This window comes from Curvibacter sp. PAE-UM (genome assembly GCF_001432305.1).
Taxonomy (GTDB): Bacteria; Pseudomonadota; Gammaproteobacteria; order Burkholderiales; family Burkholderiaceae_C; genus Hylemonella.
In genome coordinates this window covers 1,547,160-1,567,924 of the sequence record NZ_KQ483358.1, presented here as the reverse complement: position 1 = coordinate 1,567,924, position 20,765 = coordinate 1,547,160, and the positions used below count along the sequence as shown (strand labels likewise).

The 20,765-nt window shown below is 67.7% G+C and carries 21 protein-coding genes; 15 read left to right on the top strand and 6 right to left on the bottom strand.

Annotated elements, in window-relative coordinates; genetic code table 11:
• Positions 1-4 precede the first annotated feature (4 nt).
• The 3 genes from AO057_RS07660 (at position 5) to AO057_RS07650 (ending at position 2,967) form a co-directional block, all read left to right on the top strand.
• Positions 5-1,837 (top strand): tannase/feruloyl esterase family alpha/beta hydrolase, encoded by a 1,833-nt coding sequence (locus AO057_RS07660; protein ID WP_057675069.1) that lies wholly within the window; start codon positions 5-7, stop codon positions 1,835-1,837.
• A 139-nt stretch (positions 1,838-1,976) separates the two neighbouring features.
• Positions 1,977-2,423, top strand: coding sequence for a PAS domain-containing protein (locus tag AO057_RS07655; protein ID WP_057675068.1), 447 nt, complete (start codon positions 1,977-1,979; stop codon positions 2,421-2,423).
• Between the two features lie 4 nt (positions 2,424-2,427).
• Positions 2,428-2,967, top strand: a complete 540-nt coding sequence (locus tag AO057_RS07650; protein WP_057675067.1) for a hemerythrin domain-containing protein — start codon at positions 2,428-2,430, stop codon at positions 2,965-2,967.
• A 214-nt stretch (positions 2,968-3,181) separates the two neighbouring features.
• On the opposite strand, the gene AO057_RS07645 is transcribed toward AO057_RS07650, so the two are convergent.
• The 5 genes from AO057_RS07645 to AO057_RS07625 form a co-directional block, all read right to left on the bottom strand.
• The gene (locus AO057_RS07645) at positions 3,182-3,619 is read right to left on the bottom strand and encodes a universal stress protein (RefSeq protein ID WP_057675066.1); all 438 of its coding nucleotides are present in this window, start codon (positions 3,617-3,619) and stop codon (positions 3,182-3,184) included.
• A 19-nt stretch (positions 3,620-3,638) separates the two neighbouring features.
• Positions 3,639-4,388, bottom strand: coding sequence for a 2OG-Fe dioxygenase family protein (locus tag AO057_RS07640; RefSeq protein WP_057675065.1), 750 nt, complete (start codon positions 4,386-4,388; stop codon positions 3,639-3,641).
• Between the two features lie 55 nt (positions 4,389-4,443).
• Positions 4,444-4,944 (bottom strand): pilin, encoded by a 501-nt coding sequence (locus tag AO057_RS18460; protein WP_057675064.1) that lies wholly within the window; start codon positions 4,942-4,944, stop codon positions 4,444-4,446.
• Between the two features lie 95 nt (positions 4,945-5,039).
• Positions 5,040-5,933, bottom strand: coding sequence for an ion transporter (locus tag AO057_RS07630; RefSeq protein ID WP_057675063.1), 894 nt, complete (start codon positions 5,931-5,933; stop codon positions 5,040-5,042).
• A 15-nt stretch (positions 5,934-5,948) separates the two neighbouring features.
• Positions 5,949-7,655, bottom strand: coding sequence for a long-chain fatty acid--CoA ligase (locus tag AO057_RS07625; RefSeq protein ID WP_057675062.1), 1,707 nt, complete (start codon positions 7,653-7,655; stop codon positions 5,949-5,951).
• A gap of 211 nt (positions 7,656-7,866) precedes the next feature.
• Here AO057_RS07625 and AO057_RS07620 point away from each other — a divergent pair, with 211 nt between their 5' ends.
• The 12 genes from AO057_RS07620 to AO057_RS07565 all read left to right on the top strand — a co-directional run bounded on the left by AO057_RS07620 (position 7,867) and on the right by AO057_RS07565 (position 19,138).
• Complete coding sequence (locus AO057_RS07620) at positions 7,867-8,829, top strand: Bug family tripartite tricarboxylate transporter substrate binding protein (protein WP_057675061.1); 963 nt, start codon at positions 7,867-7,869, stop codon at positions 8,827-8,829.
• Between the two features lie 59 nt (positions 8,830-8,888).
• Complete coding sequence (locus AO057_RS07615; RefSeq protein WP_057675060.1) at positions 8,889-9,284, top strand: hypothetical protein; 396 nt, start codon at positions 8,889-8,891, stop codon at positions 9,282-9,284.
• A gap of 83 nt (positions 9,285-9,367) precedes the next feature.
• Positions 9,368-9,778 (top strand): group III truncated hemoglobin, encoded by a 411-nt coding sequence (locus tag AO057_RS07610; RefSeq protein WP_057675059.1) that lies wholly within the window; start codon positions 9,368-9,370, stop codon positions 9,776-9,778.
• Positions 9,775-11,004 (top strand): NnrS family protein, encoded by a 1,230-nt coding sequence (locus tag AO057_RS07605; RefSeq protein ID WP_057675058.1) that lies wholly within the window; start codon positions 9,775-9,777, stop codon positions 11,002-11,004. Before AO057_RS07610 ends, AO057_RS07605 begins: the two co-directional genes overlap by 4 nt.
• 106 nt (positions 11,005-11,110) lie before the next feature.
• Positions 11,111-11,560, top strand: coding sequence for an RrF2 family transcriptional regulator (locus AO057_RS07600; RefSeq protein ID WP_057675057.1), 450 nt, complete (start codon positions 11,111-11,113; stop codon positions 11,558-11,560).
• A 110-nt stretch (positions 11,561-11,670) separates the two neighbouring features.
• Positions 11,671-12,174, top strand: coding sequence for a (2Fe-2S)-binding protein (locus AO057_RS07595; RefSeq protein ID WP_057675056.1), 504 nt, complete (start codon positions 11,671-11,673; stop codon positions 12,172-12,174).
• Positions 12,171-14,372, top strand: coding sequence for a xanthine dehydrogenase family protein molybdopterin-binding subunit (locus AO057_RS07590; RefSeq protein WP_057675055.1), 2,202 nt, complete (start codon positions 12,171-12,173; stop codon positions 14,370-14,372). The genes AO057_RS07595 and AO057_RS07590 overlap by 4 nt, the downstream gene beginning before the upstream one ends.
• Positions 14,369-14,797: a sulfur oxidation c-type cytochrome SoxX gene (gene soxX / locus AO057_RS07585; RefSeq protein WP_156404497.1), complete on the top strand. Its 429-nt coding sequence runs from the start codon at positions 14,369-14,371 to the stop codon at positions 14,795-14,797. Before AO057_RS07590 ends, soxX begins: the two co-directional genes overlap by 4 nt.
• 1 nt (position 14,798) lies before the next feature.
• On the top strand, positions 14,799-15,254 hold the full coding sequence (locus AO057_RS07580) for a SoxY-related AACIE arm protein (protein WP_057675054.1): 456 nt from the start codon (positions 14,799-14,801) through the stop codon (positions 15,252-15,254).
• Entirely contained in the window at positions 15,251-15,574 is a 324-nt protein-coding gene (locus tag AO057_RS07575) for a thiosulfate oxidation carrier complex protein SoxZ (protein ID WP_057675053.1), read from the top strand. Before AO057_RS07580 ends, AO057_RS07575 begins: the two co-directional genes overlap by 4 nt.
• On the top strand, positions 15,571-16,335 hold the full coding sequence (gene soxA, locus AO057_RS07570) for a sulfur oxidation c-type cytochrome SoxA (RefSeq protein ID WP_057675052.1): 765 nt from the start codon (positions 15,571-15,573) through the stop codon (positions 16,333-16,335). The genes AO057_RS07575 and soxA overlap by 4 nt, the downstream gene beginning before the upstream one ends.
• Before the next feature lie 34 nt (positions 16,336-16,369).
• Positions 16,370-19,138 carry a bifunctional diguanylate cyclase/phosphodiesterase gene (locus AO057_RS07565; RefSeq protein WP_057675051.1) on the top strand — a complete coding sequence of 923 codons (2,769 nt, stop codon included), beginning with the start codon at positions 16,370-16,372 and terminating at the stop codon, positions 19,136-19,138.
• On the opposite strand, the gene AO057_RS18455 is transcribed toward AO057_RS07565, so the two are convergent.
• Positions 19,135-20,748, bottom strand: coding sequence for a methyl-accepting chemotaxis protein (locus AO057_RS18455; RefSeq protein ID WP_057675050.1), 1,614 nt, complete (start codon positions 20,746-20,748; stop codon positions 19,135-19,137). The genes AO057_RS07565 and AO057_RS18455 overlap by 4 nt on opposite strands.
• Positions 20,749-20,765 lie beyond the last annotated feature (17 nt).

Here is a 20,765-nt window from a genome sequence, read left to right as displayed (position 1 = left end):
CGAGATGAATACCATGCCCATCACATTGGGCGGCCTGACCGTGGCCGCTCTCCTGGCCGGCTGCGCTGGCCTCAGCCCCGCACCCCGGCCCCTGGCCTGTGACGACGGCATCAAGGCCGCCTTCAAACCCGACGCCCAGACCCGCGTGGTCTCGGTGCGCGCCATCCCCAAGGGCACGGCCATCGTGGCCGTGGATTCGCCGCAGGCGGTCACGACCGCGGTGGACATGTGCCTGGTCAAGCTACTCGTCGGCCCGGGTTCGTCCGAAGTCGAGAAGGACCGCAACGCGCCCTCCTACACCGAGGGCATCGGCATGGAGATCTGGCTGCCCGCGCCCGCCAGCTGGAACGAGCGCATCCGCAACTACGGCGGCGGCGGCTGGGTCGGCGGCGGCCACCGCGATCCGCAGAAGATCGGCAGCAAGCTGCCGGCCCTGGTCAATGCCAATATGGGTTACGCCACGGGTACCCACGACGGCGGCCAACCGGCCTACCAGGACCCGTCCTTCACCTTCCTCTCCAACGGCCAGGTCAACGAGCCCAGCCTGAACGACATGAGCTACCGCTCCATCCTGCAGCAGGCGCTGAAGACACGCGCGCTGGTGGACCTGTACTACGGCCGCGCGCCGCGCTACAGCTATTACGACGGCCATTCGCAGGGCGGTCGCCAGGGCCTGCAGATGGCGCAGAAGCACCCCGAGCTCTACGACGGCTACCTGATCGGCCAGCCGGCGATCAACGCACCGAGCTTCGGCCTGACCAGCCTCTACCCCCAGGTGGTGATGAAAAGCGAGCTGGGTTTCACCGCACTGGACAAGGACGCGGCCGCCGCTTTCGCCCGCAAAGTGGCGGCGGTCAACGCCCGCGCCGTGGCCGCTTGCGACAAGGAAAAACTCGGTTTCCTGCTCGACCCCCACGCCTGCGCCTACGACCCGCTGCGTGACGCGGCCGCGCTGTGCACGGGCGTGGTGGGGCAGGGTGTCACGGGCAGCAATGCCGATGCCGCGACCTGCATGAATGCCAAGGAGGCCCTGGCCCTCAACAAGATCTGGTACGGCCCGACCACCGACGGCAGCTACGACCCGCAGCAGACCGACGCTGGCCGCAGCGGCCAGGTACGCGGCAGCAAGCAGCTGTGGTGGAGCCTGACGCGTGGCTCCAATTTCGGCGGGCAGATCACGCGCGCCAGTACCGACATGCTGGCCCTGGCCCAACGCGACGTGCGTTATGCAGCCGATGGAGCCGTGGTCTCGGGCATGGCCACCCGCAACGCCTCCACCCCGGTGCGCAACCGCTGGTTGGACCTCACTTATGCGAGCTACGCGCAGGCCCTCACACAGGGCCTGGACCAGCCCCTGCTGCGCGACTACCAGACCGACAACGCCGCAGCGGCCGCGAAGTTCGCCAGCCTGAAGCGCAAGATGATCCTGTGGAACGGCCTGGCCGAGGACGTGATTCCCGCCCAGGGCGCCATCCACTACTACGAGCGCGTCAAGGCTGTGGCCGGTGGTGAGGCGCAGGTGCAGCAGTTCCTGCGCATGTACAACCTGCCCGGCATGGCGCACAGCTCGCAAGGCCGGGCGTGGACCGTGGGCAATGTCAACAACACCGTGCCCATGCCCCAGCTGCCGGGCAACAGCAACCAGAACCCCACCCGCGAGCAGGACACCCTGTTCAGCGCGCTGGTGGATTGGGTGGAGCGCGGCAGCGCCCCGGAGAGCATCGTGATTCAATCGCGCGACAAGAGCACCAGCTACCCGGCCTGCGTGTACCCGAAGAAGATCAGCTGGAACGGCACGGGTCCCGCCCGGGAAGCCAGCAGCTACGCCTGCCGCTGAAGCCGGCCGCGACCGGGACAGCCGGCGCCAATAGCCTTGGCCGGGAGCATAGTTCTCCCGAAGTATTGGCTGTTGGCGCGGCTTGGGCTACGCTATGGCTGTCTTTAAGATATTCCTCAGATATTTCTTTAGTACAGCCATGACCTCAACCCTCACCCTTGAATCCACCGCCGCCCACATCCTGCGCAACATGCCGGAGGCGCTGATCTTCTGCGACCTCGAAGGCGTCATCCGTGTCTGGAACGGCGGTGCCGAAAAGGTTTTCGGCTGGAGCGCGGCCGAGGCCGTGGGCCAGAGCCTGGATCTCATCATCCCCGAGCGCATGCGCAAGGCGCACTGGGACGGTTTCAACCAGGCGCTGGAGCGCGGCGGCGTCAAGCCCGGGCGCACCTCCATGATCACGCGCTCGCTGCACAAGAGCGAGGAGTTCATCTACGTGGACATGAGCTTCGAGATGGTGCGCGACGAAGCCGGCAAGATGCTGGGTTCCATGGCCGTGGCACGCGACGCCACCAAGCGCTTCAACGACGAAAAGGCCCTGCGCAAGCAGTTGGCCGACCTGACGGCGCCCAAGCCTTCGGCCTGAGTCCGTGGCCACCGCCCTGCCCGGCTTCGAGAGCCCGGCCGTGGGCTTCGAAGCGCCCTACGAGATGCTGGAAGCCTGCCACGAGCGGGTGCAGCGCAGCCTGGACCTGCTGGGCCGGCTGGTCGACTACATCGGGGACCAGGGCCATGACGCCCAGACGCGCTCGGCCGCGGCCGATGTGCTGCGTTATTTCGACCTCGCCGCACCGCTGCACCACCAGGACGAAGAGCAACACGTCTTCCCGCTGCTGCTGGCGCAAGACGATGTTGCGCTGCGCGCCACGGTGCAGCGCCTGCAGGCGGACCACCGGCAGATGGATGCCTTGTGGGCCGGGGTGCGCGAGGCGCTGCTGCGCTGGCGCGAACCGGCTTGCCAGGAAACCGTCGCCGCCGACACCCTGCAGGCCATCGCCCGCTTTCGCGGTATCTACGCAGGCCACATCGAAGCCGAGGAAGGCCTGGTGTTTCCCGCGGCCCGCGCTGCCATGAGCGCGGACGTGCAGGCCGCCATGGGCGCCGAGATGCAGGCGCGACGGCGCGCCTGAAGGCGGCTCCGAACTTGTGAAGAAATCGTAGCGAGCGGCCCAAGCGCAAGGCGGACGGAGCACAGCCACCGGAACGTACTTCAGGTACGTGAGGATGACGACAACGCAGTTGCGGCGCAGGCTAACTTTCGCTTGCGAAAGTTAAGCGCAGCGGCCGGAGCCAACACCGCCCAACGTGGCGACGGGCAAGCGCAGTAGATTTATTCACAAGTTCTCAGTCGCGCACGATGAACACCGAGAGCTGCGCGTGCGAAAGCACACGCTGGGCCACGCTGCCCAGCACCACCTTTTCCAGCCCGCGCCGCCCGTGCGAGCCCATGACGATGAGGTCGGCACCCACGGCCTTGGCCGTGTCCAGGATGCCGCGCCAGGGCGCATGCGCCTCGATCACCTGCGTGGTGACCGGCACCCCGGCCTGGACCAGGGTGGCCTGCGCCGCCTCGGTGGCCTCCTTGGCCTCGACGGTGGCCGCGCTCAGGTACTCGGCCTGGCCGTAGGCGAAGTCGCTGCCCAGGCCGGTGAAGGGATAGGGATCGATCACGTAGATGGCCGTGACCCGGCTGCCGAAGGCCTTGGCCAGGCCCGCGGCCTTCTCGACCGCTTTCTGTGCCGTCGGCGAACCGTCGACGGGAACCAGGATGTGCTTGAACATGGCGACTCCTTGTGGTGTATCAGCTGGCCGTGTCTTCGCCCTGGAAGGCGCCGGCGCGCAGCGTGATGACCAGCGTATCACGGTAGGCCGGCTGCGCCACCGGCTGGATGGGCGTGGTCTCGTGGACCACCCGCGCGTCGTCCAGCAGCAGCAGGGACCAGGGCTCGCTCAGCGTGAAGCGCTGGCCGTTGGGGCCAACGGCCTCGAACACGCGGGTCTCGCCGCCCTTCACGCCGCGCCGCTCCACCAGGAACACCGCCACCAGGTCCACGCCGTCGCGGTGCGCGCCTTCGGGCGTGGGCCGGCCGATGCCGTCGGTGGTGTCGATGCGAAAAGGGTGCGCCTCGATGTACCAGGGCCGTTGCCCCTTGAGCGCCGAGGCCACGCGCCCCAGCCAGCGCAGCAGCTGCGCCCAGGCCGGCTGTTGCAGCATGGCCGGCGCCATGGGCTCGAACAGGCGCTGCATGCCGCCGTGCAGGGCGTTGTATTCCAGCGGCTGCCAGTGGGCGCGGTGCGGCACCTGCGTGAGCTGCTCACCGTCGAGCACGAAGCAGGAATGGCGGCGGCGGCGGTAACGCCCGCCGTCCTTCAGGTAGTTGTCCGGGGGCAGGTCATCCCAATGGCTGCGCAGGGCCAGCAAGTCCTCCAGCCGGCAAGCGCTCAGGGCGCAGACGCCGGCCGCGTCGAGCACGGCATGGCCCTGGCGCTGCAGGGTGGCGTCCAGTGCGCCGGGCGAAATGACGGGGGGCAAAAACAAGGGGCTGGTCATGACAGGCATTGTGCCTGCCGTGACCAGCCCCCTGGAGGAGCCGGGACGTGCCGGATCAGCAGTTGGCGGCGGAGGCCGTCAGCGAGATGACAGGCGCCGCATTTGCCAGAGCACTGGTGTAGCTAATGATGCAGCTGGCAGGTACTGAGGCACCCGTAGCCGTGAGCGTCAGCGTCGTACCGGCGAGGGCTGCAGTAATGCCATCCCCAGCAGCGGCACCAGGGGTAATGCCAGCTGCACCCAAGATGCCCGTAGGGAGTGTCGCCGGGCCGTTCACGTTAGCGGCCGGATAACGGTTAGTCATGGTAATCGTCAAGCCATCCATCGCCACCGTAGCGCAAGTTGTTGTGATACCGGCCGCAATATCCAGCTCGCAACGCGCACGGGCCAAAGCGGCCGCAGAACGGATCGAACCGTACAAAGCCTGCATCTTGGCAAAACGGGCATCCTGCTGTGCCGCGATGTAACGCGGCAGTGCGATGGCAGCGAGGATGCCGATGATGGTGATGACGATGACCAGTTCGATCAGCGTGAAACCTTTTTGCAGCTTTTTCATGGGGACTCCGTGTTCCTGGGAAAGATGACCGGATTGTGCCCCAGCCAGGCTGGTTAGTGCAAATTTGATAGCAAAAAAGCAGCCTCTGGCGTGACTTATTTGACACCCTCCCCGTCCCGCACGAGCTGCGGCAGGGCCGTGCCGCACAGCAGGCAGTAGTGCGCCTCGGGGGCATGCCCCTCTTTCAGGCACTCGGGGCAGGTGCGCGAGACTGGCTGGCTGCCGATGCGGCGCGCCGTCATCTCGGCGGTGACGATGCCGGTGGGCACGGCCAGCGTGCCCCAGCCCAGCAGCATCATGAAGGAGGCGATGAAACGGCCCAGATCGGTCTTGGGCGTGATGTCGCCGAAACCCACCGTGGTCATGGTGGTGATGGCCCAGTAGACGGCGGTGGGGATGCTGGTGAAACCGTTGGCCGGCCCCTCGACCACGTACATCAGCGTGCCCATCACCACCACGATCATCAGCACGGCCGAGATGAAGACCAGTACCTTTCGCCGGCTGGCGCGCAGCGCGGCGCCCAGGGCCTGGAACTCGGCCAGGTAGGCGGTGAGCTTGAAGATGCGAAACACACGCAGCAGGCGCAGCACGCGCACGTCGACCAGCGCGTGCACCTCGGGCACCAGCAGGGCCAGCCAGGTGGGCAGCAGGGCCAGCAGGTCGATGATGCCGTAGAAGCTCAGCGCATAACGCAGCGGGTGACGCACGCAGGCCAGGCGCGCAAGGTACTCCACGGTGAAGAGCAAGGTGAAGACCCATTCCAGGCGGTCGAACAGCAGCTGCGAGACGGGCGGCAGACCGGGCAGGCTGTCGAGCATCACCACCAGCACGCTGGCCAGGATGAGGGCGATGAGCCAGATGTCGAACAGGCGCCCGGCCCGGGTGTCGGACTCGAAGATGACGGTGTAAAGACTGAGGCGCCAGCCGGTCTGGGGACGCCCTGCGTCGTTTTCATGCGTGCTGCTGGCAGCAGGGGTGTCAGTGCTCATGGATGTCGGGCCGGCTCAGGAAGATGGGGGCGATTGTGCCTGTTCGGCCTCCTGCAGCGCGCGCCACATGACCTTGCCGGTGCCGCTCTTGGGCAGGGCGTCGACGAACTGCACCACACGCGGCACCTTGTAGACGGCCATGTGCTCGCGGCACCAGTCGATGATGTCCTGCCCGCTGACCTGACCCTGGTGACTGGCGCGCAGCACCACCACGGCCTTGACCGATTCGCCGCGGTAGCTGTCCTTCGTGGCGATGATGCAGGCCTCCTGGATGGCCGGGTGCCTGAACATCAGCGCCTCCACCTCGGCCGGCCAGACCTTGAAACCCGAGGCATTGATCATGCGCTTGAGTCGGTCGGTCATGAAGAAGTAGCCGTCCTCGTCGATGCGGCCCATGTCGCCGCTGCGGAAGAAGCGCTTGCCGTCCAGTTCGATGAAGGCCCGCGCCGTGGCCTCGGGCTGGCGCCAGTAGCCCTGGAAGACCTCGGGGCCGTGGATGATGATCTCGCCCTGCTCGCCCTGAGGCATCTCCTGCAGAGTCAGGGGGTCGATCACGCGCGCATCGGTGCTCATGAAAGGAATGCCCAGGCACTGCTGCTTGGGAGCGTCCGGCGGGTTGGTGTGCGAGGGCGCCGCGGTTTCGGTCAGGCCATAGCCTTCCACGTAACGCAGGCCGAACTGCTCGTACAGGCGCTGCGCCACCGCCTGCGGCATGGCCGCGCCGCCGCCGCCGATGTTGACCAGGCTGGAGAGGTCGTACTGCGCGAAGTTCGGGCTGGCCAGCAGGTCGATCACCATGGTCGGGATGTTGGTCCAGTGCGTCACCCGACGGACCGAGATCAGCCGCCCCGCGAGGTCGCGGTCCCAGCGCGGCATCACGACCAGCGTGGCCCCGATGTAGAGGCTCGCGTGCATCACGCTGACCATGCCGGTGATGTGGAACATGGGCACCACGGCCAGCGTCACGTTTTCGGCCGTGCCATTGCCCCAGATGCCGCTGGCCACGGCGTTGTGCATGATGCTGGCGTGCGTGTGCATGCAGCCCTTGGGCAGGCCCGTGGTGCCGCTGGTGTAGGGCAGCAGGGCCAGGTCCCCCGGTCCCACCTGCAGAGCCGGCAGCGGCGCAGGCGACGCCAGGGCCTGCGCCCAGGCATGCACCTGCCCACCCTGGAGCGCGGGCAGCGCGTGCTGCGTGAGCAGCCAGTCGCGCCAGGTCTCGGGGGGCGCCTCCTTGCCGGCCTGCTGCGGATCGAAGGCCTCGGTGAACTGCGTCACCACCAGGTGCGCCAGGCCCTGGCCCGGCGGCAGCTCGTCGCTGGCACGCGCCAGGCCGGCGGCCAGGTCCGCGCTGGTGATGGCGACTTTCGCCTGCGGATCGGTGATGTAGTGCTTGAGTTCCTCGCTGCGGTTCATGGGGTTGACCGGCACCACCACGGCATTGGCACGCAGGATGGCGAAGTGCGCAATGACCAGCTGCGGGCAGTTCTGCAGGTTCAGCACCACACGGTCGCCCTTGCCGACGCCCAGCCCATGCAGGAAGGCCGCCAGGCGTTCGGCCTGTTGCAGCACCTCGGCGTAGGACCAGGCGCGACCGAAGAAGACAAGGGCAGGCTTGTCCGGGTAGCGCCATGCGCTCACGGCCAGGTTGTCCCACAGCGAGGTGGCCGGCGGTGTGATCGCATGCGGCAGACGGTGGGGCCAGAATTTGTAGTGGGAACGCATGGGAATCTCTACCTCCAGGCTGGCAGCCTAACGCGGGCACATCGATCCGGCATCCGGGTCGCACCCGATACCCGGTCGCGCACGCGACCCCACGCCCTCAAGACTTACCCGGATGTCGCTGCCCGGATCGGGTCGTTACGATAGGGCCATGCACCACGGTGCGGGCCTCGCCCCTGCCCGCCCGGGCCATTCATCACTGACGGAGTTCACCATGCGCAAGACCCTCGGCCTCCTGCTCTCAGGCCTGCTGCTTTCACTGACGGCCGCGGCCCAGACCTTTCCCAGCAAGCCCGTGCGCATCGTGATCGGCTTTCCGGCCGGCGGCCCGCTGGACCAGCACGCACGTCTGCTCAGCGAGCGGCTGCAGGCCGTGCTGGGCCAGCCCGTGCTGATCGACTACAAATCCGGTGCCGGCGGTACGGTGGGCGCGCAGGAGGTCATGAAGTCCGCCCCTGACGGCCACACCCTGCTGCTGGCCAACACCGGCACCATGGTCATCAACCCCGCGCTCTACAGCAAGCTGCCCTACGGCACGCTGAAGGACTTCATCCCCATCGCCCGCACCGCCATGCAGCCCCTGGCCCTGCTGGTCAACCCCAAGGTGCCGGTGACCACGCTCAAGGAGTTCATGGACTACGCGCGTTCGCGGCCCGGCCAGGTCAACTACGGCTCGGCCGGCAACGGCGGCATCAGCCACCTGGTGCCCGAGATGTTCAAGACCGCCACCGGGCTCTTCATGGTGCACATCCCCTACCGCGGCAGCGCGCCGGCCTTCACCGACCTGATGGCCGGCCAGGTGCAGTTCATGGCCGAGAGCATTCCGCAGGCCGCGGCGTACCACAAGCAGGGCAAGGTGCGCGCGCTGGCCGTGACCAGCCGCGAGCGCAACCCTGCCCTGCCCGACATCCCGACCGTCATCGAAAGCGGCCTCAAGGGCTTCGAGGTGGTGGGCTTCTACGGTTTTCTGGCGCCCGCCGGCACACCCAGGGACGTGGTGGCCAAACTCAGCGAGGCCTTCCGCCAGGTGATGACCCAGCCCGAGTTGCGCAGCCGCATGATCAGCCAGGGCGCCGACCCGGCCTTCCTGGGCGCTGACGACTTCGCGAAGTTCCTGGGCGCCGAGCTGCCGCGCTGGGCTGCCGCCGTGCAGAAATCCGGCGCCAGGCTGGACTGAAGACTTCCGCCTGCAGCGACCGACCCGCATTACCCGACGAACCCCTGCCGAGGACAAGCTTGAGCAAAGACAAGAAAAAGGGTGACACCCAGAGCCGGACAGCTGCGCCGGGCGCCATCTGGCAGACCGTCCTGGCCATCCTGATCGTGCCGGTCGCGGCGGCGGATGCTGCCTACCTGCTGTTCGCCGAGTGGAAACACTTCAGCAACCCGGACATGGGTTCCCTGCTCATCGCCGCCGCCGTCCTCAGCCTGGCCCTGTGCGCGCCCTATGCCCTGTTCACGCGCCGCCCCGGGGAGGCGCTGGCCGTGGCCCTGCTGGGGCTGGCCTGCACGCTCGGCACCCACTGGCTGCTGCACGCCGGCCGCCTGAACTACCGTGCGCCCTGCGAAGCCGGACAGTACGAATGCGCGCGCACCGGCCTGAACCGGACCATGGTCCGCTACAAGCGATGAACCACGCCGTGCGCCCGACAGGGTTCGACGGGGAAGGATTTTTTCGTTAAGATATATAAGTTTTATATCTTAATGAGACCGCCATGCCCGACCCGCAACTGTGCAGCGAAGAAGAGATCGCCACGCTGGTGCAGCGCTTCTATGCGCGTGTGCGCCGCGACGAGCAGCTGGGCCCCATCTTCAACGCCCGCATCCATGACTGGCCCGCCCACGAAGCCAAGCTGTGCGACTTCTGGTCGTCGGCGCTGCGCGGCACTCGGCGCTTTCACGGCACGCCCATGCCCTTGCACGCGGCCCTGCCCGGGCTGACGGCCGTGCTGTTCAGCCACTGGCTGCAGCTCTTCGATGAAACGGCCGCCACCCTGCCCAACACGGCCCTGCGGGAGCGGGTGAGCCATCTGGCGCACCGCATCGCCGGCAGCCTGTGGTACGGCTACCAGCTGGCCAACCCGGCCACCGAGACCAGCACGGGGCTGCAGGAGCTGACCCCATGAGCACGCTGCTGCAGATCGACGAACCGGCCGCATCGGCCCGGCCCCGGCCCACGCTGCGGGCCTTCCTGGAAATGGGCTTTCGCCCGCTCTACCTGGCCGGGACCGGCTGGGCCCTGGTGGCGGTGGCGCTGTGGATCTTTGCGCCCCAGTGGCTGCAGGGGCCGCTGGGCGGGGTGGCCTGGCACGCGCACGAGATGATGTGGGGCTTCGTCGCCACCATCGCGGTGGGTTTCCTGATGACGGCCGGTGCCAACTGGACCGGTGTGAACCCCACGCCGCCCGGCGTGCTGCTGGCCGCCTGCGCCTTGTGGCTGCTGGCACGCATCGGCCTGCTGTTGCCCAGCCCTGCACTCTTCTGGCTGGGTTTCGGCGCCGAGGCGGCGTTCTTCCTGCTGTCGGCAGCGGCCATGGCACGCGCGGTCTACGGCACGCGCAACCGGCGCAACTACGCCGTGCCGCTGCTGCTGCTGGCCCTGGGCACCACCGACGTGCTCTACCTGCTGGCCGCGCTGGGCGGCGATCACACCCTGCTGATGCAGCGCTTCAACGCCGGCCTGCTGTGCATGGCCGTCATCGCCCTGCTGGTGGGGCGGCGCGTCATCCCCTTTTTCGCCATGCGTGCGGTGCCGGGGCTGACCATCCCCATGCACGAGCGCAGCGGCCTGGTGCAGCTCGCTGCAGGTGCGCTGGCCGTACTCTTCGTGCTGCTGCAGTGGCAGTGGCCGCTGGCGCTGGCCTTGCTGGTGTGCGGCAGCATTCCGCTGTGGCAGCTGCTGGGCTGGAAACCGCTGGCGGTGCGCAGCCGGCCGCTGCTGTGGATCCTGTACGCCGGCTATGCGGGACTGGGCGCCGGCCTGCTCGTGGCTGCGGCCCAGGCCGCCGGTGCGCCGCTGCGCAATGCCGTGCATGTACACATGATCGCCATGGGCGGCTTCACGCTGATGATCATCGGCATGGTCACGCGCACGGCGCTGGGCCACCTGGGCCGACCGCTGGTGGTGGACCGCAGCATGGTGGCCAGCTACTGGCTGATGGTCATCGCTGTGGCGCTGCGCCTGGCCGGCCTGTTCCCGTCGGGCCCCGTCCTGCTGCTCCTGCAGGGCGCGGCTCTGTGCTGGATCGCCGCACTCGCGCTCTATCTCTGGCGCTTCTTTCCCTGGATGATTCGCCCGCGGCCGGACCACAAGCCGCAAGTGGCCACCGTCACGCTGGGCCAGCGGACGTGAGCCGCGTCGCTGCCGAAGCCTGCATCCGCCCGATGTCGGTGAACGGCACAGGCCATAGAATGAACCCGTTCGACGAACGTGCCGACAACCGGAAAGACTGAGTTCCATGCGCCTGACCAGCATGACCGATTACGCGCTGCGCCTGCTGATGTACCTGGCGCAGCAGCCTGACCGCCTGTGCACCATCGCCGAGATCGCCACGGTACACGGCATCTCCGAAGCGCATCTGATGAAGATCACGCACCAGCTGGCCCTGGCCGGCTGGATCGAGACCGTGCGCGGCAAGGGCGGCGGCATGCGTCTGGGCGCACCGCCCGAGGCCATCAACCTGGGCAAGGTGGTGCGCAGCATGGAAAGCGACTTCCAGCTGGTCGAGTGCTTCGGTCCCGGCAACGACTGCACCATCACACGCGGGTGTCGGCTCGCTGCGGTGATCCGCGGCGCACTCCAGGATTTCATGGCGCATCTGGATGGTCACACCCTGGCCGATCTGATCCCGGGTAAACCCGTAGCCAGCAAGTCCCGCCGCCGCACGCTGGCCATCAAGGCCGTCTGAATCCCGTCCTGTCTCCCTCGCCGCGCTGCACGGCGGCGCGAAATGGCATATAAAACAGCATGGGCCGGCATCATCCGGCCCAGCACGCCACACCTTCGAGGAGACATACGATGGCGAAACTCAACGTCAACGGCAAGGACCGCGAATTCGACGCGGCACCCGATACCCCCCTGCTGTGGGTGCTGCGCGAGCAGCTCAACCTCACGGGCACCAAATACGGTTGCGGCATCGCGCAGTGTGGCGCCTGCACCGTGCACATCGACGGCAACGCGGTACGCAGCTGCGCGATGCCGCTGCGCGCCGTCAAGGCCAGCCAGACCGTGGTGACCATCGAGGGCCTGTCGCGCAACGGCACGCACCCGGTGCAGCGCGCCTGGCAGGCACTGGACGTGCCGCAGTGCGGCTTCTGCCAGAGCGGCATGATCATGGCGGTCTCCGCCCTGCTCAAGACCAACCCGAAGCCCAGCGATGCCGACATCGACGCGGCCGTCACCAACATCTGCCGCTGCGGCACCTACAACCGCGTGCGCGCCGCCATCCACACCGCAGCACGCGGGGGCGGCACCCGCAAGGCCGAGCTGGCCATCCAGCACCCCGAAGGGAGCGCAACATGAGCACCTCTTTGCCGAACCCCGAACTCTCGCGCCGTGGTTTCCTGGCCGGCACGGCCGGCGCCGCCGGCGGCCTGATGGTGAGCTTCCATGTACCGCTGGCGCAGGCCCAGACCAGTGCGGTGCGTGCCGACGCGCCCGAGATCAACGCCTGGGTAGTAGTCAAGCCCGACGACACCGTGGTCATCCGCATCGCACGTTCCGAGATGGGCCAGGGCACGCTGACCGGCCTGGCCCAGCTGGTGGCCGAGGAACTGGAATGCAGCTGGGCGCGCGTGACCACCGAGTACCCCACGCCGGGCCAGAACCTGGCGCGCAAACGCATCTGGGGCAACTTCGCCACCGGCGGCAGCCGCGGCATCCGCGAGTCGCATGACTACGTGCGCAAGGGCGGCGCCATCGCGCGCGTGATGCTGGTGCAGGCCGCGGCCAACGCCTGGGGCGTGCCAGCCGCCGAATGCAGCGCCGCCGCCGGCGTGATCACGCACACGCCCACGGGCCGCAAGACCATCTACGGCCGCGTGGCCGCCGCCGCCGGGCAGCTCACGCCGCCCGATCCGGCCAGCGTGCCGCTCAAGGACCCGAAGGACTGGAAGATCGCCGGCCAGCGCATGGCGCGGCTCGATACCTTCAAGAAGACCACGGGGGCGCAGGACTACGGCATCGACCTGCGCCTGCCGGGCATGCTCAACGCCGCCATCCGGGACTGCCCGGTCTTCGGTGGCAAGGTGAAGAGCTTCAACGCCGCGCCCATCATGCGGCGCGCCGGCGTGAAGAAGGTGGTGCAGGTCGGCCCCAGCGCCGTGGCCGTGGTGGCCGACACCTGGTGGCGCGCCAAGACCGCGCTGGACGCACTGACGATCGAATGGGACTACGGCCCCAACGCGGCCATCTCGCAGGCCGACATCGCCGCCACGCTCAAGGCCGGTCTCGACCCCTCCGTCGCTGCGACCTCGGTGGGCAACAGCAACGGGGACGCCGCCGCAGCCATCGCGGGTGCCCCGCGCAAGATCGAGGCCGTCTACAGCTATCCCTACCAGAACCACGCGACCATGGAGCCCATGAACGCCACGGCGCGCTGGACGCCCGAGCACTGCGACGTCTGGGTGCCCACGCAGAACGGCGAGGCGGCCCTGGCCGCCGCGGCCGAGGCATCGGGCCTGCCGCCGGCGCAATGCGAGGTCTACAAGCTCTACCTCGGCGGCGGCTTCGGGCGGCGCGGGCGCAGCGACTTCGTCACGCAGGCGGTGCAGCTGGCCAAGGCCATGCCGGGCACGCCGATCAAGCTGATCTGGTCGCGCGAGGAGGACATGCAGCACTGCTTCTACCACCCGATCACCAGCGCCAGGCTGACGGCCGGCCTGGATGCACAGGGCAACATCAGCGGACTGCACATGCGCATCTCGGGCCAGTCCATCCTGGCCACGGTGGCGCCGCAAGCCATGCGCGACGGCAAGGACATGGTGGTCTACCAGGGCCTCAACCCCTCCGGCCCCGAGGCCTCCATCGGCTACAGCTTCCCCAACCTGCTGATCGACCACGCCATGCGCAACCCGCATGTGCCGGCCGGCTTCTGGCGCGGCGTGAACCTGAACCAGAACACGATCTACCTCGAGTGTTTCCTCGACGAGATTGCGCATGCCACCAGCCAGGACCCGCTGGCCCTGCGCCGCAAGCTCATGGACAAGCACCCCAAGCACCTGGCCGTGCTCAACGCCGTGGCCCAGCGCGTGGGCTGGGACCAGCCGGCCCCGGCCGGTGTGTTCCGCGGCCTGGCGCAGACCATGGGCTTTGGCAGCTACGTGGCGGCCTGCGCCGAGGTTTCGGTCAGCGCCGAGGGCAAGCTCAAGGTGCACCGCATCGTGGCGGCCACCGACCCGGGCCACGCCGTCAACCCGCAGCAGATCGAGGCGCAGGTGGAGGGCTCTTTCGTCTACGGCCTGTCGGCCGCCCTGTATGGCGAGATCACCGTCAAGGACGGTGCCGTCGAGCAGAAGAACTTCGACAGCTACCCCGTGATGCGCCTGGCCGAGATGCCGCCGGTGGAAACCATCGTGCTGCCCTCGGGCGGCTTCTGGGGCGGCGTGGGCGAGCCCACCATCGCGGTGGCCGCACCGGCCGTGCTCAACGCCATCTTTGCCGCGACCGGCAAACGCATCCGCGAGCTGCCGATCAAGAGCCAGGACCTGCGGCGGGCATGATGCTGCGCCGGCTTGCGGCCGCCACGGCCCTGGCCCTGCCCCTGGGGGCGGGTGCCGTGACCGTGGTGGGTGACGGCATTCCAGCCGCTTTGGAAGGCCTGGCAGGCGATGCAGCGCGCGGGCGCACCATCGTCGCCAGCCGCCAGGCCGGCCTGTGCCTGCTGTGCCATGCAGGTCCGATTCCCGAGGAACGCTTCCAGGGCAATCTGGCGCCCGATCTGGCCGGCGCCGGCCAACGCTGGACCGCAGCGCAGCTGCGCCTGCGCCTGGTCGACCCGCGCCGCCTCAACCCGGACAGCATCATGCCGGCCTACTACCGGACCGAAGGGCTCACGCGCGTGGGCCGCGCCTGGGAAGGCCGGCCCATCCTGAATGCCCAGCAGGTCGAGGACGTGGTGGCCTATCTCACCACGCTGAAGGATTGAAATGAACCCTGCCACCACACGTCGCCAGTTGCTGCATTCCGGCGCCGGCCTGGGCGGCTGGCTGCTGCTGCGCCCGGCCCACGCCGCCGACCAGCTGGACGAGGCCATTCGTGCCTGGACCGGCGGCGCTGCGGTGCAGACCGGGCGGGTGAAACTCGACATCGCCCCGCTGGTGGACAACGGCAACACCGTGCCGCTGGCCGTGCAGGTGGACAGCCCCATGACGGCAGCCGACCATGTGGTGGCCATCGCCGTCTTCAACCAGCGCAACCCGCAGCCCGATGTGGTGCGTTTCACGCTGGGTCCGCGCGCCGGCCGCGCCAGCGTCGCCACGCGCATGCGCCTGGCCACCACGCAAAAACTCAGTGCGGTGGCGCGTTTGAGCGACGGCAGCTACTGGCAGCACACGATCGAGGTGATCGTCACGCTGGCGGCTTGCCTGGAGGAGATCGAATGACGGTGCGCACCCTCATCAAGGTTCCCAAGACCGCGCGCCGCGGCGAGGTGATCGAGATCAGCACCATCATCGGCCACCCGATGGAGTCGGGCTTTCGGCCCGGCGCCGACGGCCAGCGGCTGGCGCGCAACATCATCCAGCGCTTCAGCTGTCACTACAACGAGGAACTGGTCTTCAGCGCAGAGCTGTCGGCTGCCATTGCCGCCAACCCGCTGGTCGCCTTTCACACCGTGGCCACGGCCAGCGGCACGCTACGCTTCACCTGGGAAGGCGATCAGGGTTTCCGTCACAGCGAGAGCGTGGCGATCAGCGTCGCATGAGGTGGCGTTGCCGTTTCCTGCTGGTGCTGCTGGCGCCGTCACTGCACGCGCAGATCCCCGAGGCCCAGCGTCGTTCCGACTTCGAGTTCATGGGGCCCGCCGTGCAGGCCATGCAACGCGACGATGCACGCAACCCGGCCATGCTGTGGGTCCAGCAGGGCGCGCAGCTGTGGCAGCAAGCCGCGGGGGCCAGCGGCAAATCCTGCGCCAGCTGCCATGGCGACGTGAGCAGCCTGCGCGGTGTAGCGACGCGTTACCCAGCCTTCGACACGCCCACGCAGGGCCCCGTCAACCTGGCGCAGCGCATCAACCGCTGCCGGCAGTCGCAGCAGCGGGCCGCCCCCTGGAAACTGGAGAGCGAGGAACTGCTGGCCCTGGAAAGCCTGGTGGCGCTGCAGTCGCGCGGCCTGCCCATCACCCCGCCCGCGGATGTGCGCCTGCAGTCGCACCTCGAACGCGGCCGCCAGCTGTATGCGCAACGCCTGGGGCAGCTGGACCTCTCCTGCGCACAATGCCATGACCAGCGCTGGGGCCAGCGCCTGGGCGGCACCACCATCCCGCAGGGCCATCCCACCAGCTACCCGCAGTACCGGCTCGAATGGCAGGGCCTGGGCTCGCTGCAGCGCCGCCTGCGCAACTGCCTGAGCGGGGTGCGCGCCCAAGCCTGGCCGCTGGGCGCAAGAGAACTGGTGGAACTGGAACTTTTCCTCGGAGTTCGCGCCCGCGGCCTGCCCCTGGAGGCCCCCGGCGTCAGACCCTGAGTGCTGGACGCCGGAATCGCGGTATATATAGGCCATGCGTCTGACCTGGTTTCGACAGTCCAGCCTCAAGACCCGGGTGGTGCTTGCCGTCGCCCTGCTCTTCATCGGCTTTGCCAGCCTGTTGACCTGGCTGGTCCTGCGCCATTTCGACCAGAGCTTTCGCCAGAACCTGTACCACGAGCAGTTCGTCCTGGCCAGCACCCTGGCCGACACCATCGACGACAAGCTGCGCCAGAGCCAGGCCGTGCTGGCCCAGGTGGCCACACAAGTGCCCCTGCAGGCACTGCACAAGCCGCAGCTGGCGCAGGAGTTCCTGGACCAGAAAACCAGCCTGAAGGCGTTCTTCACCAATGGCATCCTGCTCATCGATGCGCAGGGGCGCGTCGTGGCCGAATCGCCCTACATTCCCGGTCGGCGCGGACGGGATGTTTCCGGCCTGGAGGTCTTCAAGGTAGTGACCGAAACCCGCCAGCCCTATATCTCCAAGCCCTTCACCTCGGTCCGGGCCATGGGACGGCCGGTCATCACCATGGCCATCCCGCTGTTCAATGCCCAGGGCGCCATGGTCGGCCGCCTGCATGGCAGCATCGAACTGCTGGGTCGCAACTTCCTCTCCGACCTCAATGACTTCAAGCTCGGCCAGACCGGCTACGTTTCGCTGTTCACCAAGGACCGGATCTTCATCTCCAACCGCAATCCCACGCGCATCCTCCAGCCCATCGTCCTGCCAGGACTCAACCCGCTGGTGGACCGTGCGATCGAGGGCTTCGAAGGCAGCGACACCGTCACCAATTCGCGCGATGTCGAGGTCATCACCAGCTTCAAGCACCTGAGCACCGTGCCCTGGATCCTCAGCATGAACCTGCCCGTCAGCGAGGCCACCGAACCGCTGCAGCAGGCTCGCAGCTTCCTGTTGCTGGCCATTGCTGCGGGCACGGCGGTGGTCGTGCTGCTGATCTGGCTGGTCATGCGCAAGGCGCTGGCACCCCTGGGGGCGCTGACGCAGCATGTGCGTGAACTGCAGCACAAGCAAGGCGAGGCCCGTCAGCTCCGGCTGCCCGCCAGCGGCGAAATCGGCGCCCTGGTCCAGACCTTCAACAGGATGGTGCAAGCGCAGGACGAGCAGCGCCAGCACCTGCAGGACAGCGAAACGCGCTTTCGCAGCCTGGCCGAGATGTCGACCGACTGGTATTGGGAGCAGGACACCCGCTACCGTTTCACCCTCATGTCACGGGGACTGGACAAGACCGGAGTGGACACCTACCTGGGCTGGACGCGCTGGGAAATGCCCATCGTCGGCGTCAGTGATGAGCAATGGGCAGAGCATCGCGCCATGCTCGACCGCCACGAGCCCTTCCGCAACTTCGTCTACCAGGTCCGCACCATGGAGGGTGAACTGCGGACCTTCTCCATCAGTGGTGTCCCCATGTTCGACGAACAGGGCATCTTCACCGGCTACCGCGGTATCGGCTCGGACATCACCGACCGCAAAAGTGCAGAGCAGCGCATCGAGTACCTGGCCTACCACGACACCCTGACCGGTCTGCCCAACCGCCTCCTGGTGCAGGACCGCTTCGAGCAGGCCATGGCCCAGGCCGAACGCAGCAACACCAAGGTAGCACTGGTCTACCTGGACCTGGACAACTTCAAGTCCATCAACGACACCCTGGGCCACGCGGCGGGCGACGAATTCCTCAAGGAAGTGGCACGCCGCCTGCGCAGCTGCGTGCGCGACAGTGACACCATCAGCCGCCAGGGCGGTGACGAATTCCTGCTGGTCCTGCGCGACCTGCCCGACAGCGAGGTCGTCCAGGCCATCGTCATGAAGATCATGGAGCGGCTGCAGGAACCCCTGCGGATCGACACGCAGGATCTGGCCTCATCCGCTTCCCTGGGCGTGGCCATCGCGCCGGACGACGGACGCGACTTCGAGACCCTGCGCAAGAAGGCCGATCTCGCGATGTACCGCTCCAAGGAGTCCGGCCGCAACACCTACCATTTCTTCGACCCCACCATGGATGCCGAGGCCGGCGAGCACCTGCTCATGCGCAACGGTCTGCGCCACGCCCTGGAACGTCAGGAGTTCGTGCTGCATTACCAGCCCCAGTACGAGCTGACCAGCGGCGCGCTGACCGGGGTGGAAGCCTTGATCCGCTGGATGCACCCCGAGCTTGGCCTGGTGGCGCCGGGGCGCTTCATCGGCGTGGCCGAGGAAAGCGGCCTGATCGTTCCCATGGGCGACTGGGTGCTGCGCCAGGCCTGCGCGCAGGCCATGGCATGGCAACGGGCAGGCCTGCCAGCGCTGACCATGGCGGTCAATCTCTCGGCCATCCAGTTCAAGCGCGGCAATGTGGAACAGTCCGTGTCACGCGCGCTGGCCGAATCCGGCCTGGCGCCGCAGCTGCTGGAGCTGGAGCTGACCGAATCCATCCTGCTCCAGAACGTGGAGAGCGTGCTCACCAGCGTGCGCCAGCTCAAGCAGATGGGCGTGAAGCTGGCCATCGACGATTTCGGTACCGGCTACTCCAGCCTGTCCTACCTCAAGCGCCTGGACATCGACAAGCTCAAGATCGACCAGAGTTTCGTGCGCGACCTGGCCACCGATCCGGACGACGAGGCCATCGTGCGCGCCATCATCCAGATGGCACGCAGCCTGAACCTCAAGACCATCGCCGAAGGTGTGGAAACCGACGACATTCGCCGCCGCCTGCAGACCTTTGGCTGCGATGCCGCCCAGGGTTACCTGTACTCGCGGCCGGTTCCTGCCCAGGACATCGAGCGCCTGCTCAGGGCAGTGGCCTAGAAACTCTCCCAGTCGTCACCACCACCCGCCTTGCTGGCCGGGGCCAGCGCAGGCCGTGCGGCCGGTGCAGGTGTCGCGGCCACACGGCGCGGGGCCACAGCAGCCGCACGGGGTGCAGGCGGGCTGTAGCGCGGCGCCGGGGCCGGGGCCGGGGCGCCACCGGAGGACTGGCCCTGCGACATCTTGAAGACGCTGACCGCCTGCACCAGGTCCTGGGCCTGGCTTTTCAGGCTGCTGGCCGCGGCCGCCATCTCCTCGACCAGCGCGGCGTTCTGCTGCGTGGCCTGGTCGATCTGCGTCACGGCCTCGCCCACTTGCGCCACGCCGGTGGTCTGCTCGGAGCTGGCAGCGCTGATCTCGCCCATGATGTCGGTCACGCGGCGGATGCTGGCCACCACTTCGGTCATGGTGGCGCCGGCCTGGTCCACCAGCGCCGTGCCCTGCGCGACGCGGCCCACGCTGTCGTTGATCAGGGTCTTGATCTCCTTGGCGGCCTCGGCACTGCGGCCGGCCAGCGAGCGCACCTCTGAGGCCACCACGGCAAAACCGCGGCCCTGCTCACCCGCGCGCGCGGCTTCCACGGCCGCGTTGAGCGCCAGGATGTTGGTCTGGAAGGCGATGCCGTCGATCACGCTGATGATGTCGGCAATCTTCCTGCTCGAATCATTGATGCCTTTCATGGTGTCCACCACCTGGGTCACCACTTCGCCGCCCTTCACGGCCACCGTGCTCGCGCTCTGCGCCAGCTGATTGGCCTGTTTGGCGTTGTCAGCGTTCTGTTTGACGGTGGCGCCCAGTTGCTCCATGGAAGCCGCCGTCTGCTGCAGCGCGCTGGCCTGGCTCTCCGTACGAGCCGAGAGGTCGTGGTTGCCGGAAGCGATCTCGGCGCAGGCCACGTCCATGCTGCTGGCCGAGGAACGCACCGCTGATACCGCGGTTTGCATGCGCTGGAGCGTGGACTTGAGCGTCTGGGCGGCCGGCGTCGTCACTGGCACCTGATCCACGATGTCCAGCGCAATGCCATCCGGACGATCCACCGCCGACACCAGCTGGCCCAGCTCGATACCTTCGCGCGCCGTGCGACCCATCATGACGGCCAGCACCACTTCCAGCGCCGTCTGGATCACCACGTACACGGCGTGGATCACCACCAGCCCGAAATTGGGTTCGGTCAGGCAGTACAGGCCGAAACCGGCCGCCTGCAGGCGGTCGAAGAGGACGTGGTGCACGGCAAAGGTCAGCGCCGACACCACGATGGGGCGCCAGTCCAGATAGACCAGCAGCAGCGCCAGCGTGACGAACACACCGAAGTGCAGCTCGGTCATGCCGCGTGCCAGGTCGATGTGCAGCGCGACGAAGAGCGACTGGATGACCGCCAGCGCCAGACTCGAGGTCAGCGTGCCCTTGGCTGTGGCGTACACGCCCAGGGCGGCCGCCACCAGGACGACTGAGGAAATCCAGGCCATGCCTGATTCGACGAAGCTCGCGCCCAGCACCACGGCGGCCAGGGCGCTCAGGCCGATGGCGGCCAACATGATCTTGTCGCCCAGCAGGGCTTGCGCCGAACTGCCTGACGAATTCGCAAACGAGCTTGATTCTGTATGGTTCATGGGAAATGGAAACTCCA

What these genes read in the sequence shown, in the direction of transcription:
- AO057_RS07645 (WP_057675066.1), bottom strand. Translation starts at nt 3,619, where the DNA reads ATGTTCAAGCACATCCTGGTTCCCGTCGACGGTTCGCCGACGGCACAG.
- AO057_RS07605 (WP_057675058.1), top strand. Translation starts at nt 9,775, where the DNA reads ATGAGCACGCTGCTGCAGATCGACGAACCGGCCGCATCGGCCCGGCCC.
- AO057_RS07620 (WP_057675061.1), top strand. Translation starts at nt 7,867, where the DNA reads ATGCGCAAGACCCTCGGCCTCCTGCTCTCAGGCCTGCTGCTTTCACTG.
- AO057_RS07660 (WP_057675069.1), top strand. Translation starts at nt 5, where the DNA reads ATGAATACCATGCCCATCACATTGGGCGGCCTGACCGTGGCCGCTCTC.
- AO057_RS07565 (WP_057675051.1), top strand. Translation starts at nt 16,370, where the DNA reads ATGCGTCTGACCTGGTTTCGACAGTCCAGCCTCAAGACCCGGGTGGTG.
- AO057_RS07590 (WP_057675055.1), top strand. Translation starts at nt 12,171, where the DNA reads ATGAGCACCTCTTTGCCGAACCCCGAACTCTCGCGCCGTGGTTTCCTG.
- soxA (WP_057675052.1), top strand. Translation starts at nt 15,571, where the DNA reads ATGAGGTGGCGTTGCCGTTTCCTGCTGGTGCTGCTGGCGCCGTCACTG.
- AO057_RS07625 (WP_057675062.1), bottom strand. Translation starts at nt 7,655, where the DNA reads ATGCGTTCCCACTACAAATTCTGGCCCCACCGTCTGCCGCATGCGATC.
- AO057_RS07630 (WP_057675063.1), bottom strand. Translation starts at nt 5,933, where the DNA reads ATGAGCACTGACACCCCTGCTGCCAGCAGCACGCATGAAAACGACGCA.
- AO057_RS07575 (WP_057675053.1), top strand. Translation starts at nt 15,251, where the DNA reads ATGACGGTGCGCACCCTCATCAAGGTTCCCAAGACCGCGCGCCGCGGC.
- AO057_RS07600 (WP_057675057.1), top strand. Translation starts at nt 11,111, where the DNA reads ATGCGCCTGACCAGCATGACCGATTACGCGCTGCGCCTGCTGATGTAC.
- AO057_RS07595 (WP_057675056.1), top strand. Translation starts at nt 11,671, where the DNA reads ATGGCGAAACTCAACGTCAACGGCAAGGACCGCGAATTCGACGCGGCA.
- AO057_RS18455 (WP_057675050.1), bottom strand. Translation starts at nt 20,748, where the DNA reads ATGAACCATACAGAATCAAGCTCGTTTGCGAATTCGTCAGGCAGTTCG.
- AO057_RS18460 (WP_057675064.1), bottom strand. Translation starts at nt 4,944, where the DNA reads ATGAAAAAGCTGCAAAAAGGTTTCACGCTGATCGAACTGGTCATCGTC.
- AO057_RS07610 (WP_057675059.1), top strand. Translation starts at nt 9,368, where the DNA reads ATGCCCGACCCGCAACTGTGCAGCGAAGAAGAGATCGCCACGCTGGTG.
- AO057_RS07580 (WP_057675054.1), top strand. Translation starts at nt 14,799, where the DNA reads ATGAACCCTGCCACCACACGTCGCCAGTTGCTGCATTCCGGCGCCGGC.
- AO057_RS07640 (WP_057675065.1), bottom strand. Translation starts at nt 4,388, where the DNA reads ATGACCAGCCCCTTGTTTTTGCCCCCCGTCATTTCGCCCGGCGCACTG.
- AO057_RS07655 (WP_057675068.1), top strand. Translation starts at nt 1,977, where the DNA reads ATGACCTCAACCCTCACCCTTGAATCCACCGCCGCCCACATCCTGCGC.
- soxX (WP_156404497.1), top strand. Translation starts at nt 14,369, where the DNA reads ATGATGCTGCGCCGGCTTGCGGCCGCCACGGCCCTGGCCCTGCCCCTG.